This window comes from Blautia sp. St.27G3, assembly GCF_059728505.1.
In genome coordinates, this window is sequence record NZ_BAAGFO010000004.1 from 207,504 (window position 1) to 221,765 (window position 14,262).

A 14,262-nucleotide genomic window follows, 5' to 3' on the forward strand; every position below is an offset into this window, starting at 1 on the left:
GTTCTGCATAACGTATGCTTGACGACAATAAAATTAAGGAGTACGTTCAATGTCATTCTCAACCCCAGTATTTTTATTTTTGTTTTTTCCTTTAATAATTTTAGGTTACTATCTAATCCATCCCAAACTAAAAAATGCTTTTTTATTAATAGCATCGCTGGTATTTTATGCCTGGGGTGAGCCAAAATTTATTGTGGTATTTTTGGTGATAATATTGTTTAACTATTTTGCCGGGCTTTTGTTAGGCGTGGATAATTTTAAATATTCTAGGCGCATGGTATTGATACCGGTACTTGCCGGAAATATTGGACTGTTATTTTATTACAAATATTTGATGTTCAGTACGGAGATTATCAACAATGTGTTTGACGCGGGACTTACATTAAAAGAGATAGCTTTACCTCTTGGAATTTCGTTCTTCACCTTTCGATCCATTTCCTACATTTTGGATGTGTATTGGGGAACAACCAGGATGCAGAAAAATCCCATAAATGTCGCCTTGTATATATCTTTTTTTCCACAGGTTTCTATGGGACCGATTACAAAATCAAATGTTTTTTTATCTCAAATGAATAATCGCCACTGGGAGCTGAATACATTTACATGTGGAATAAAGCGATTTATTATTGGTTTGGCAAAAAAATTGATTATTGCTGATACTTTGAGTGCAATTGTTGCTCCTGTATTTTTAATGTCGGCGGATGAGCGTACTGTTGTTGCTGCATGGTATGGAATGATTGGTTATTGCCTACAGTTGTATTTTGATTTTTCTGGTTATACAGATATGGCAATAGGGCTTAGTAAAATGTTTGCTTTTGAAACACCCGAAAACTTTAATTATCCTTATATAGCAAAAAGCATCACCGATTTCTGGAGACGTTGGCATATAACTTTGGGAGATTTTTTCAAAAATTATGTTTATTTTCCTCTTGGCGGTAGCCGTAAAGGAAACGTATATGTCAATATTTTCATTGTTTTTTTTCTGACTGGGCTTTGGCATGGCGCAGCATGGTCTTTCATTGTTTGGGGACTTTGGCATGGTTTGTTCCGGCTAATAGAAATGGCATATAAACGTAGCAAAATTGAGCTTAAAATACCCTCTGTATTTAAACATCTGTATGTGATAAGTGTAGTTGCCATGGGATGGGTTTTGTTCAGAGCAGACAATTTACTAAGTGGAGTTAAATATTGGGGAAATTTGATAGGCATTGGCACAACAAGTTTTTCTGATTCCTATTCATTGTTTACTTTAAAAAGCACTATGAATATATTTATAATTGGTATTTTTTTCTGTTTTCCTGTTGCGAAAAAAACTCAGGAATTGGTGAGAAAGAAAAAGGAATTATATAATTTTGTAAACAACGTGCTAATGACGGCGATTTATGTCGGACTTTTGTTAATATGTATTGCTTATATGCAAATCGGCACATATAACCCATTTTTATATAATAATTTTTGAGGTTAGTTTTATGAAAAAACATTCAGATATGATATCATTTATCGTTATTGGCGTGGTTTTCGTACTGCTTATTGGTATGAATTGGGGAAATTATGCCAATATAGCGCAAACTGTTATTTGGAAATTACAGGGTAATACCGATGTTAAGGCTAAAGAAAATATTTCTTCCGCTTTAAAGGAAAGTTTTAAATTCCGCGACAAATTTATTGACCTTTACGGTGTGACCAAAAAAGCATTGGGAGAAAATATAATCGGAGAATATGAATATGTAAAAGATGAAATGGGAGTTATGCAGCATATTTTGGGCACTCAACCAGCAGATCAGAGTAACTATATAGAAAGTGTAAAGAATTTGTTAGCTTTATTAAATGAACGAAATATACCTTGTATTGATGTAAATCTTCCAGATAGGGGTCAGAGCTTTTTGGCTGCTGATAAACTTGAGTATAGTTGTAAAAGAAATAGAGAAATTGAGGACAAAATTATAAGTTTTGGTGTTGATGAGTTTAATGTCCAAAAAAGGCTTGTTGATGCAGGGATTATATCTCAAAAAGACTTTTTCTTTCACACGGATATCCATTTAACTTCAAAAGCTGAATTTTTAATGGCCAAATACTTGACCGAATATCTAACAGAAAAATATTTTATTTCTTTTCCAAACAGTGATATTGTTTACGATTTTAATATGTATGATTGGCAGGATCATGATTTTTGTGGAAATTTTTGTGGTTCTACGGGTAAAAAGTATATTGAACTTGATAATTTTCAAACTTTTGTGCCACAATACGAAACTAATATGAAACTTACATTACCGGATGGTAATATAAGACAAGGTGATTTTATCAATGTTATGACAAATCAATATACAGATGAAGGTTCGTATTGGGTGCTTAATTACGGACAATGGTCTAAGTTATATTATACTTATGAAAATTTGAAATATCCTAATGCTCCCAAACTATTGGTAGTGGCAGATTCGATGTTTATGAGAGCAAATACTTTTCTTGCCTTGAATACATCACGCTTGACTGTATTTGATCCTCGTTATATAAACGGAAGTGAAGATGCTATTAACTGTTTATTAGATGATGATTATGATGCAATAATAATTTGTCACGTAGAGTATTTCAATAATGTAAAGTTTGCTATTTGAAAGGAACTGTACTGAGTATGAAAATCACAATTGCAGGCACCGGCTACGTCGGCCTTGTAACGGGTGTATGCCTTGCGGAGCATGGGCATACAGTTACGTGTGTTGACGTAGACTTGCAGAAAATTGAAATGATGCGCAGCGGAATCAGCCCGATTTATGAGCCCGGGCTGGACGAGCTGATGCAGCGGAATATGGAACGGTTAATATTTACAACAGATTATGCGTCGGCATATAAAGATGCGGACGTTATTTTTATTGGTGTTGGGACGCCGGAAAAGAAGGACGGATCTGCGAATCTGAAATATGTATATGAAGTGGTAAGGCAGATTGCACGGACGGCCCAGAAGTCGAGTGTGGTAGTGGTAAAATCTACGGTTCCAATAGGGACGAATGATCGGATTGAGGAACTGTTGAATGAGAATAAATGTTTTGATGTGGAGTTTTCGGTTGTATCTAATCCGGAATTTTTGGCACAGGGTACGGCAGTTCGGGATACTTTACATGCATCAAGGATTGTAATCGGGGTGGAGAGTCCGGAAGCAGAGCAGATTATGCGGGAAGTGTATCAGGGATTTGATGCTCCGGTAGTTGTTACGAACCGCCGGTCAGCTGAGATGATAAAGTATGCCTCTAATGACTTCCTGGCGTTAAAAATTTCATATATTAATGAGATTGCGAATCTTTGCGAATTGATTGGGGCAGATATTGAAGCAGTGACGAGCGGGATGGGATTTGACCAGAGGATTGGGAATAAATTTCTGAAGGCGGGGATTGGGTACGGAGGCTCCTGCTTTCCCAAAGATACAAAAGCGCTGCATTGGCTGGCAAATTTTCATGACTATGAGATTAAGACGATTAAAGCAGCGATAGAAGTGAATGAACAGCAGAAGCTTCGGCTCTATAAAAAGGCACGGAAATATTATGATTCTCTGGATGGATTGACTGTGGCTGTATTAGGACTGACATTTAAACCCAATACAGATGATATGCGGGAAGCTCCGTCGCTTGTTAATATCCCGTTGTTTCTGGAAGACGGGGCATATGTAAAAGCATTTGATCCTGTGGGGATTGAAAAGTTTAAAATTGCTTTTGGAAGAAACGGAGAGCAGTCAGAAAACATTACTTACTGCACTTCAATCGCAGAGACATTGAGAAATGCCGATATTTGCTTTATTTTCACAGAATGGCCCGAGATTTGCGATTTGACCGCAGAGGATTTCAAAAGGATGAGAAAGCCGATTGTATTGGATGGAAGAAATTGTTTCAGGCCAGAAGAAATGGCCGGAATCACATATGATAGTATCGGCAGAAATTGTATTATAGAAATGGCATAAGGAGTATCAATAAGGAGAAGAAAGGTGAGTCTGAAGACACCGAATGTGACAGAGACGATAAAGAAGAATACTTTTTTGCGCTGGATGCTGTGGATACTGATTGCTGTTATGGTAGCTGCAGGTGCAGAGTTTTTATTTAACTATAAAGCTATAAGAAATCAAAATGAAGTTTTTGAATTTCAGCCAGTGCAAAGTACGGAAAAAGGAAAACTGATTCTCGAATATGATTTTCATGATTCCTGTTATATCAGTAAACTGCAGGTGTGCGGTTCTTTTCAGGCAGAGCAGAAATATACGCTGGAATACACCTTTATAAACGGTTTTGACCGGGAAGAAACGGTTAAGAATACAGATATGGTTTATCCATACTATTCAGAGGCGTGGTCTCCGATCAATGAGCTGGTAACTTCGCTGAAGATAACGTTTCCTGACAGCGAGAAGGTAAGTATTGCGCAGCTTCGGGCTGTCACGATTCCCGCTGTTAATTGGTATCGCTGTTTATTTGTGGTTCTTGTGGTGCTTTTTATTGCGTGGATTTTTTTTCAGGGAAAAGCAGTGCTGAATTATCTGGAATATTTATTTATAGTATATGCATTAGGATTTGGAATTTTGATGATTGCCGGTGCCGGACCAAAATATACGACGTGGGATGAAACGATACATTTTTCCAGTATTCATATGCTGTCTTATGGTAAGACAGTGGAATGGAATGACGCTGCGAGAATAGAATATGAGAGCGGTTTGCCAGAAGTGAATACAAAAGAGGAGCTTTCGCTTATGAAAGCTTATTTGGATCAGCAATCGGAGCAGGCAGTTTCCAGTGAGCCCAATAGCAATTCTTTTTTAAAGCGTGGGCAGTTCATTTATTTTCCAATGGTACTGTTCTATCAATTAGGAAAAATCCTTGGATTTACATTTTCTAATATATATATGCTGGGAAGATTGGGGAATCTTCTGGTCTATATTATTTTAGGTTTTCTGGCAATTCATCTTGCTAGGAAGAGAAAGCTTTTGACAGCTGCAATTTTAATGTTTCCTACAGCAGTATTTCAGGCCAGTATGTATACGTATGACGGTTTACTGGTAGCGATGATTACGCTTGCAGTTGTTCTTTTGATGAATGAAGCAGGAAGTGAGAAAGGAATGCCGAATGTTTCAGCTATAATTGTAGCAGTTCTTTTGATTTTACTCGCAAGTTTAATTAAACCAGTATATTTGCCTCTTTTGCTTCTGCTTTTGATGGTATGGAAAGGAAAACCAGGGAAAAAAGTGATTTGGGTATTCGTTTTGATTGGACTGGCGGCAGCTGTGATACTGGCGTTGTTTTTGTTTCCGTCTGTCCTGGCTGCGCTGCAGGGCAATTTGATGTACGGAGCAGATGTGCGGGGCGGGGAAACCGGAATAATGGCTCAGTTGCTGTCCATGCTTTGCCATCCTTTTGAGAGTATCCGGCTTCTGATACATGAGATGCTGACCATGGATAATTTCAGAAATCTTGCATTGAAAGGAATGGATGATTTCCTGCCTACAAACTTGATGTTGCTGAATCTGGGAAATCTTGGGTGCATCAAGGACGAGTGGTCTTTAATTTTGATACCGCTGTTATTATTACTTTTTCTGGTATCACCGGAAAAGCAGGGTTTAGTTACAGAGAGGAAAGCAAAACGAATCCTGGGAGCCGGTGTTTTGCTTAGCATTTTGGCAATATGGGGTGCTATGTACGTAACATTCACACCAGTAGGAGCATCGTCGATTGGTGGTGTGCAGGCCAGATACTTTATTCCATTGATGCTTCCGGTTGGTTTTTTGCTGTGGAATGACCGTATTGTAATGAAAATCAAAGAGCTGGCTTATGCGAGAATTGTACTGAGCGGTGTTTTGTTGCTTATGGGACAATGTGTTTGGCAGCTTGTTATAACAAATCGGTGTGTTTAAAAAGGACATACCAATCATTAAAGGGAAGATCAGATGAAAATAAGTTTTATAGTTCCTGTTTATTGCACAGAAGCGTACATCGGACAGTGTGTGGAAAGTTTGCAGGCACAAAATGAAGTTGAAATTGAAATAATTCTGGTGGATGATGGAAGCCCGGATCATTCCGGAAAGATTTGCGATGAATATGCGCAAAAGGATAAACGTATTACTGTGATTCATCAGGAAAACAGAGGGGTTTCGGCTGCCAGAAATGCCGGGCTTTGTGCTGCGCAGGGAGATTGGGTCTGCTTTATTGACGGGGATGATGCAGTAGTGCCAAACCTTTGTCAGGATTTTCGGAACTATCTGAACGAGATATACGATGTTTGCTTTTTTGGACATTTGGAGGTATTAAATGAACGGTTTCCCGGATGGATTCATGAGATGGAAGCCGGGAGCTGTACAGAGTTTGATGAGACGGATTTTGCAGAATTTCAGCTTGCGGCGTTTAACAGGGATTATCCGGGAAAATATGATTACCATAAAATAAAACTGTCTACTCCATGCAAGTTTTACCGCAGATCGTTGCTGACTGAACATAAAATTTTGTTTCCCGAGGGGGTTGTAACGGGAGAGGACTGTTTATTTAATTTGTTGGTTTATCGTTATGCGAGGCGGGGGATTTATCTGGACTATACGCCGTATCTGCACCGTGTTTGGAGCCATTCTGTGTCGCAGCGGTACAGTGAATATACAATGGAACGTTTTCAGGTATTTCATAAAAAGTTACAAGAGTATATCATGGATGCATCAAAGCCTGAGCTTTTTGAAAAGGTATATGCACAGCGTTGTATCTGGACTGTGGGTTTTTGCTGTATTTTAGATTATTGCCATAAAGATAATCCAAAGCCCTATATGGAAAGAAGAGCAGATTTTATGCGGGGATGTGACAGTGAACTCGGCAAGATTGCAGAACATGCTGCGCTTCAGAATTTCAGGCTGGAAAAGAGAATTTTGTTTTGGTTTGTGAAAAAGAAGTGGTTTTTTATGGTGAATTTGCTTTGTTTTATGAAGAGCAGGATAGGAAAGGGAGCATAGTTGGAAAAGGTAGCTTTTGTAATTTTACACTATAATGTTCCGGAGACAACGCGTCAATGCGTTGCATCTGTCAGAGCATTGAAGTGTAGAGTAATAAAGAAAATAGTAATCGTGGATAATGGTTCGCCGGATGGTTCAGGCCGGATTTTGGCGGCGGATTATGCGAAAGACCCGGATATAACGGTAATTTTAACAGAAAAAAATCTGGGATTTGCAAAGGGAAATAATGTTGGTTATCAGTATGCAAGGGAGCAGTTGGGAGCTGACTTGATTGTTGTCACAAATAATGATATTCTTTTTTTGCAGAAGGATTTTATTTCAAAGCTGGAATGTTTACAAGCTGAGGTAGTTGGACCTGACATTGTAACACGTTCGGATGAACACCAAAATCCATTCAGAGAGGCCGCGTATACGTTGCCAGATATCAGACGTGTGATGCGCAATAAGCGGGTTTTTCTGCTCTATTTTTATTTAAAAAAATATCTTCATTTGGAACAGCGGATTTATATTTTAGAAAATATGTTTGAGAAAAAGTCAAAACGGCGCAGAGCTTCTATTGATTGGGAGAAGTGTCAATATGATATCGTTCTGCAGGGGGCCTGTCTGGTTTTTATGCCTGGTTTTGTAAAAAACGAGTTGTGTGCATTTTGTCCGGATACTTTTATGTATGGAGAAGAAGATATTTTAAGTTTTATTTGCCAGAAAAAAGGTTATAAGATGATGTATTGTCCGGAAATCCAGGTATTACATTTGGAAGGGAAAGCAACAAAAGAGCGTTTCAGAAAATCAGTTGAAAAAGAGATATTTATATACAAACACACATTAATGAGTTTAAAAATACTGAAGCGGATGCTGATAGACAAGTAGGAAAAGAGGAAATGGGTTGAAGATATCAGTGGTAATTTGTACTTTTCAGGGAGAACTATATATTCAAGAACAGCTGGAAAGTATTCTGCGTCAGACACGGCCGGTGGATGAGATTCTGTTGCTGGATGATGGGTCAAAGGATCAGACTGTTGAACTGGCAAGATGCCTTCTGGAGAAATCAGGTATTCGTTGGCAGATTATTCAAAATCAGAAAAATGTAGGAGTAGCGCGCAATTTTGAACAGGGGATTCGTAAGTCGCAGGGAGATATTGTGTTGACTTCCGATCAGGATGATGTGTGGACAGCAGATAAGGCAGAACATTTTGAAAAGATTTTTTTGGAGAATCCAAATTGTGTGCTGGCGTTTTCAGATGCAAAAGTGACGGATAGCAATCTGCAGGTTTTGCGTGAAAGTCTTTGGGATGCTTCGGGCTTTGGCCAAAAGCAGCAGCAGTTGTTTCGGGAACAAAAGTACTTCAGTGTTTTATTTTCAGATAACGTGGTGACCGGCGCGGCTATGGGAATCCGAAAGAGGTTTGCTGAAATGTGTATTCCGGCTCCAGCGGGAACATTGCATGATTATTGGTTTGCATTGTGTGCTCCTGCATATGGAAGCATTCTTGCGATTGCGGAAAAAGATCTGATGTACCGGCAGCATGGGAAAAATGTGGTTGGTATACCGGGAAAAGGCTGGACCGGAAAATTAAAACGATGGGTGCATACGGTAGAAATTATGCAGAAAGATCGTACAAATCGGAGGATACGGGCTCAGATGTTGTACGATTATTTGAATATTTTGCGGACAGAAAAAGGGGATATTGAAATAACCAAAGCTCAGCTGGCTGTTTTGATAGAGGACGCAAAAAAATGGATGGATTTTTCTAGCTGGCGGGATTCACTGAATGAGAAAAGTAGAATAAATGGAATCAGTCAGATTTTATTTCATGCATTGCAGGGGGATTATAGGAGATATGTAAAAAAGCCAGGAATTGTAATGCAGGAGATCGCAAGTTGCTTTTTGCACAGGAATAAGGAGGAAGCATAGTGAATGAAAAATCTATGAAGAAAAATTTCATGATCAGCTTTCTGCGAACCGGAATTATGTTGTTAGTTCCATTGATTATATTTCCATATGTGTCAAGAATTTTAGGAAAAGAAGGGGTTGGACAGGTACAATATATCCAGTCTATTGCGTCTTATTTTCAGCTGTTTGCAACTTTTGGGATATCTTCTTATGGAATCAGAGAAGGAGCAAAAAGAAAAGGGAACCTGGAGGCGCTTGGCAAGCTGTGTACGGAATTATTGCTGCTTAATTTTATTACAACTACGATTGCGCTGGCTGCTTATGCCGTGACATTTTTTCTGGAGGGCCTCTCCACATACCGAGAGCTGCTGCTGCTTTATACAGCGTATATTCTTTTTTATGGATTGAATCTGGACTGGTTTTTTAATGTGCTTGAGGACTACGTTTATATTACCGTTCGGACTTGTATTGTTTATGGATTGGCGCTGGTGATTATGTTCCTTTTTTTGAAGAATAGCAGTGATGTCAATGTATATGCAATTGTTTTGATTTTTCCTTATGTTGGAATTTTTTTGGGGAATTTCAGACAAATGAGGCGCAGAGTTCCATTGTTTCGTCATAGTAAATATAATTTGCGTCAACATATCAGACCGGTTGCGCTTGTTTTCGGAATTATCATTTCTTCCAGTATTTATTCTTTACTGGATACAACAATGCTGGGAATACTGAATGGCGATGCCGCAGTGGGGCTGTATACGGCCGCGTCAAAGCTGTGCAGGCTGGTGGTACAGCTTATTACAGCAATCTGTGCTGTTTTTTTGCCAAGATTGTCTTATTATGTCGGAAAAAATGAAACTGGAAAATTTCGGGAAATGGCGCTGACTTCAGCAAATCTGATTGTTTTTATTGCAGTGCCCTGCTCGTTCGGCCTGCTGGTACTGGCAGAACAGGCAATCTGGCTGTTCAGTGGTGTAGGATTTTTAGACGCTGTACCGGCAACAAGGATTTTGGCAGTTAATTTGTTTTTTTCTGCTGTTGACGGTTTTCTGGGATGGCAGATTCTTGTGCCAAATAATCGGGACAAGGTTCTTTTGGGGGCAACCATGCTGGGAGCTGGGACAGATTTTGCATTGAATCTGATTTTAATTCCACTTGCAGGCGTTGAAGGAGCGGCGGTTGCAACGCTAATATCAGAGGTATCTGTGTTTGGTATATGTCTGTTTTATTCTGCAAAATATCTGAATTTTGCAAGGCTTTTTGGACATTGCATCAAATGTATGGTTGCTTCGTTGCCGGTCTTTTTGATCGGTCTATTTGTGAATAACCGGATACATTCTGTTATTGGAAGCAGTATTTTGACCGTGTGTTTAACCGTCGTTGTATATCTTGGGACATTAATTGTGACAAAGGATACTTTTGTCTGTCTAATCTTAAAGGAAATTCGCAGATTTTTTGACAAGGCAGTTGATTAAAAGCGGTAACTTGCTTTTTACAGGGAATAATGCTAAGATGAAACGATACGGAAATGATAAAAAGAGAGTGAGGGATTTTGATGAAGCTGATTATTCAGATTCCCTGCTATAATGAAGCAGAGACACTGGAAATTGCTTTGAATGCACTTCCGAAGAAAATAGACGGAATAGATGTAATTGAATATCTGATTATTAATGATGGCAGTCAGGATAAAACGGTGGAGGTTGCCAGAAATTGGGGTGTGAATTATATTGTCAGCTTTCGAAGGAATAAAGGTCTGGCCAGAGGTTTTATGGCCGGATTGGATGCCTGCCTTAAAAATGGAGCAGATATTATTGTAAATACAGATGCAGACAATCAATATTGTGGGGCTGATATAGAAAAACTGGTACAGCCGATTTTGCGCGGAGAAGCAGGCATGGTGGTTGGGGAGCGCCCGATTGACCAGACAGAACATTTTTCGCCCCTGAAGAAGAAGCTTCAGCATCTTGGAAGCTGGGTGGTTCGAAAGGCGTCCAAAACAGAGATTCCTGATGCGCCCAGCGGCTTCCGGGCTTACAGCAGAAATACAGCTATGCGGCTTAACGTAATAAATGAATATACGTATACGCTCGAAACCATTGTCCAGGCCGGGCGCAATAAAATGGCGATCACGTCAGTTCCGATTCGGACAAATCCGGAACTTCGGGAATCAAGGCTGTTTCACAGTATGTTTGGCTATGTAAAAAAGTCTGTAATTACAATCGGCCGTGCGTATATGATGTATCGGCCACTGGCTTTTTTCTCTGCGATTGCAGCGATCTTTGGCATTGCAGGAGGCGCAATTGGAATCCGGTTTCTGTTTTATTTTTTCCATGATCAGGGAGGCGGACATGTGCAGTCCCTGATTTTGGCCAGTATGTTGATTATTATTGCAGTTCTGGCGGGCGTGATTGGTTTGCTTGCAGATGTTATTTCCGCGAACCGGAAGTTGATAGAAGAGGTTCAGTATGAAGTGCGTAAACTGAACTATGGAAAAAGTCATGAAGAAATGAAAATGGACAAGAAAAAGGAAGAATGCGATGAGGATAGAACCGCCTGCAGAATTGATATCGTTGATTGAGCATAAAAAAGTTTTGTTTCTTGCAAGTAAGAATCTGGATTATTTGCGGATCGTGCAGGAGACGGAACTGATTAAGAAGTATGCTGCATCTTGTAAAATTCTTTGTTATCAGGATAAGAGCTATTTAATACGTATCCTCAAGTTGTTTATAGCGCTTCTGTTTTGCAACACTGGTACTTATGATGTGATTTATGTGAGTTTTTTACCACAGATGGTGATTCCATTTTTCTTCTGGAAATGGAAGAGAAAACAGGTGATTACAGATTTTTTTATTTCTGTGTATGATACATTGATATGGGATCGAAGAAAATTCCGGGATGGGACCTGGATAGCTAGGTTATTGAAAAAAATTGATTTTGTAACAATCCAAAGATCGGATTTTGTTATAGCAGATACGCAGGCACATGCAGACTTTTTTGTAGATGAGTTCGAGGCGAAACAGGGACAAACTCTGGTATGGTATTTAATGGCAGATACGTCGGTTTATAACTCAAAGATTTGTTATAAGTCCAAGGCGCAGCAGGGGGATTTTCAGGTTTTATATTTCGGCTCAATTCTTCCGCTTCAGGGAGTCGGGTATGTGATCGAAGCTGCAGAGATTTTGCAGGAAACTGCCGATATTCAGTTTGTGGTGATCGGTCCCGTAAAAGAAGAAAAAAAAGCATTGAAAAATATAACGTATATTTCCTGGCTGCCGCAGAAGGAACTTGCAGAACGGATTGCAGGGGCAGATTTATGTCTGGCCGGGCATTTTGCTCCGGATATTGAAAAGGCGAGAAGAACGATACCCGGAAAGGCATACATTTATGAGGCAATGGAAAAACCAATGATTTTAGGTGAGAATCCCGCAAATCATGAATTATTTTCAGAAGATAACCGTCATTTTTTTGTTGAAATGGGAAATGCGCAGGCGTTGGCAAAGGTAATATTAAATTTTTATAAGAGATGTGTGAGTAAAGAGGAATGAATAAGTTTATTTTAAAAGTAAAAGAACATCGTTTCTTGGTTATTGGGCTAATCTTTACCTGGTTTTATTTGATTGCATATGCCATTCCACTGACTGTCCCTGTTATAAGTGATGAGACAGTTACAATGGCAAACGGGGCATATCTGGCAGGTTATGATTGGAGCTATATGATAGCGGCTTGCGGGGGCTTATATTACAAATACGTTCAGGCACTTATGACAGCTCCGCTGTTTTGGTTGTGTAAAGATCCGGCAATGGTCTATCGTCTGACTATGGTTATCCATGCACTTTTACACGGAAGTATTGTATGGATTGTCTACGTGATTGGTGTTCGTCATTTACGGATTAAGAAGAAGGAGATTGCTGTTCTACTCGGAATAGTTGCGTGCCTTATTCCTGCAAATGTGCTTTATGCATATTATTCCCGGGGAGATGTACTTCTTGGGATTTTTCCTTGGTATGTTCTTGCCTGTTTTCTGGAAACTGTGAGGGCATGCGAGGAAACGAAACGTGGAAAATGCATGTTGTTTACAGCACTTGCAATTATATTCAGTATTTTATCTTATATGGCACACACCAGAGGAATTATTGTAATTATAGCACTTTTCATGACAGCGGTTGTGGTACGTTTTTTTATGAAACGAAAATCACTTTCATGGGCAATAGTAGCAGTCTTTTGTTTACTTATGCTCTGTGTGGATCATTTTATGGGAAATACGTTAAAAAGTGCGCTTTATGCAGTCGGTGGAGCAAACGCAAATACGGTTGAAAGCACAAATATGACAGCTTTCTTTGATATTTTCTCTTTGTCAACAATAAAAGCAATGATTATGCTTTGCATCAGTTGGTTGTATACGCTGTTTTCCTCTACGTATGGACTGGTACTGGTAGGACTCTTGGTTTCACTACTTTTTATTGTACATATTTTTTATAAAAAAGAATGTCTTACTTATGAGGAAAAAATAATAGCATTGTTTGGATTGCTGATTTTTGTAGGGTATTTTTTAGTAGGTGTGCTGTTTTTTAAAGGTATTTTTACAGAGCTGAGCAGCGGTGCATTAAAAAAACGTTCAGACCGTATGGTTTATGACCGTTATGCTGTTTGTGGTATCAGTATTCTGATGTTTTTGGCCGGATATGTTCTGACCTTGAAAACACATTGGTTAAGTTTGAAAAACAAAGGACTATGTGTGCTGTCAGCATGCGGAATTTCAGCTGTTTTTTTCTGGAAGATACATCCTCTTATAACGAAGTATCCGGGATATCTTTACAATACGATTATTTTGAATACGTTTCAGAAAATAGAAGATGCATGGTCCATTATGACGGGTGCTGTTTACAACGGGCGTGCCTTAGTTTTATTAGTTGTTTTGGCGTTTGTTGGTATGCTGGCTTTTTTCTGGATGTCAGGAAAAGGCAGGGCTGTTATTTATATGCTTGCATTGATAATTGCAGGTGAGTGCTGTCTTGTTCATGTGAATTATTTGAAGATCAGAAAAAGTACAAATGATGCAGTGGTCGAGTCAACAAATGATGTGGTGAATTATCTGCGTAATGTCGATGGGGTTACGACAGATTTTCCGTATGTGCTTAAAGGGGGGATATCCGGAACAAAGATTCAGTATTATCAGGCTCAGCTGATGAAGTATAAGTTGTTTGGAAAAAGGCAGGAAGCGCAGCTTAATACAGAGGATTTTTTGATTATCAGTGCGAGTGGAGATATTGATTTGACATGGTATGAAGACGATTATTATCTTTTTGATGATTTTGATTATGCTAATGCTGAGTATGATATTGTTTATGTGAAAGGCAATCGTTTGAAGGATAAAATGGAGAGTCTAGGGCACAAAATGAGAAAATATGAATAATTA

General features: G+C 39.1%; 11 protein-coding genes. All 11 read left to right on the forward strand.

The window, feature by feature from the left end; all coding sequences use genetic code 11:
- Positions 1-49 precede the first annotated feature (49 nt).
- Positions 50-1,459: an MBOAT family O-acyltransferase gene (locus AC6I2O_RS18330; protein ID WP_120391596.1), complete on the forward strand. Its 1,410-nt coding sequence runs from the start codon at positions 50-52 to the stop codon at positions 1,457-1,459.
- A gap of 10 nt (positions 1,460-1,469) precedes the next feature.
- Positions 1,470-2,612 (forward strand): hypothetical protein, encoded by a 1,143-nt coding sequence (locus tag AC6I2O_RS18335; RefSeq protein ID WP_120391597.1) that lies wholly within the window; start codon positions 1,470-1,472, stop codon positions 2,610-2,612.
- 17 nt (positions 2,613-2,629) lie between these two features.
- On the forward strand, positions 2,630-3,946 hold the full coding sequence (locus tag AC6I2O_RS18340; protein ID WP_497743431.1) for a UDP-glucose dehydrogenase family protein: 1,317 nt from the start codon (positions 2,630-2,632) through the stop codon (positions 3,944-3,946).
- A gap of 24 nt (positions 3,947-3,970) precedes the next feature.
- Positions 3,971-5,881: a DUF2142 domain-containing protein gene (locus AC6I2O_RS18345; protein WP_497743432.1), complete on the forward strand. Its 1,911-nt coding sequence runs from the start codon at positions 3,971-3,973 to the stop codon at positions 5,879-5,881.
- A 33-nt stretch (positions 5,882-5,914) separates the two neighbouring features.
- Positions 5,915-6,958, forward strand: coding sequence for a glycosyltransferase family 2 protein (locus tag AC6I2O_RS18350; protein WP_497743433.1), 1,044 nt, complete (start codon positions 5,915-5,917; stop codon positions 6,956-6,958).
- Positions 6,959-7,825 (forward strand): glycosyltransferase family 2 protein, encoded by an 867-nt coding sequence (locus AC6I2O_RS18355; protein WP_120391601.1) that lies wholly within the window; start codon positions 6,959-6,961, stop codon positions 7,823-7,825. It begins immediately after the preceding gene.
- A gap of 16 nt (positions 7,826-7,841) precedes the next feature.
- Complete coding sequence (locus AC6I2O_RS18360; protein WP_120391602.1) at positions 7,842-8,870, forward strand: glycosyltransferase family 2 protein; 1,029 nt, start codon at positions 7,842-7,844, stop codon at positions 8,868-8,870.
- Positions 8,870-10,321: a flippase gene (locus tag AC6I2O_RS18365; RefSeq protein WP_497743434.1), complete on the forward strand. Its 1,452-nt coding sequence runs from the start codon at positions 8,870-8,872 to the stop codon at positions 10,319-10,321. The genes AC6I2O_RS18360 and AC6I2O_RS18365 overlap by 1 nt, the downstream gene beginning before the upstream one ends.
- Positions 10,322-10,401: 80 nt before the next feature.
- Positions 10,402-11,424 (forward strand): glycosyltransferase family 2 protein, encoded by a 1,023-nt coding sequence (locus AC6I2O_RS18370; RefSeq protein WP_120391604.1) that lies wholly within the window; start codon positions 10,402-10,404, stop codon positions 11,422-11,424.
- Complete coding sequence (locus tag AC6I2O_RS18375; RefSeq protein WP_120391605.1) at positions 11,384-12,391, forward strand: glycosyltransferase; 1,008 nt, start codon at positions 11,384-11,386, stop codon at positions 12,389-12,391. The genes AC6I2O_RS18370 and AC6I2O_RS18375 overlap by 41 nt, the downstream gene beginning before the upstream one ends.
- Positions 12,388-14,259 (forward strand): hypothetical protein, encoded by a 1,872-nt coding sequence (locus AC6I2O_RS18380; RefSeq protein WP_497743435.1) that lies wholly within the window; start codon positions 12,388-12,390, stop codon positions 14,257-14,259. Before AC6I2O_RS18375 ends, AC6I2O_RS18380 begins: the two co-directional genes overlap by 4 nt.
- Positions 14,260-14,262 lie beyond the last annotated feature (3 nt).

What these genes read in the sequence shown, in the direction of transcription:
- AC6I2O_RS18330 (WP_120391596.1), top strand. Translation starts at nt 50, where the DNA reads ATGTCATTCTCAACCCCAGTATTTTTATTTTTGTTTTTTCCTTTAATA.
- AC6I2O_RS18350 (WP_497743433.1), top strand. Translation starts at nt 5,915, where the DNA reads ATGAAAATAAGTTTTATAGTTCCTGTTTATTGCACAGAAGCGTACATC.
- AC6I2O_RS18340 (WP_497743431.1), top strand. Translation starts at nt 2,630, where the DNA reads ATGAAAATCACAATTGCAGGCACCGGCTACGTCGGCCTTGTAACGGGT.
- AC6I2O_RS18335 (WP_120391597.1), top strand. Translation starts at nt 1,470, where the DNA reads ATGAAAAAACATTCAGATATGATATCATTTATCGTTATTGGCGTGGTT.
- AC6I2O_RS18375 (WP_120391605.1), top strand. Translation starts at nt 11,384, where the DNA reads ATGAGGATAGAACCGCCTGCAGAATTGATATCGTTGATTGAGCATAAA.
- AC6I2O_RS18380 (WP_497743435.1), top strand. Translation starts at nt 12,388, where the DNA reads ATGAATAAGTTTATTTTAAAAGTAAAAGAACATCGTTTCTTGGTTATT.
- AC6I2O_RS18370 (WP_120391604.1), top strand. Translation starts at nt 10,402, where the DNA reads ATGAAGCTGATTATTCAGATTCCCTGCTATAATGAAGCAGAGACACTG.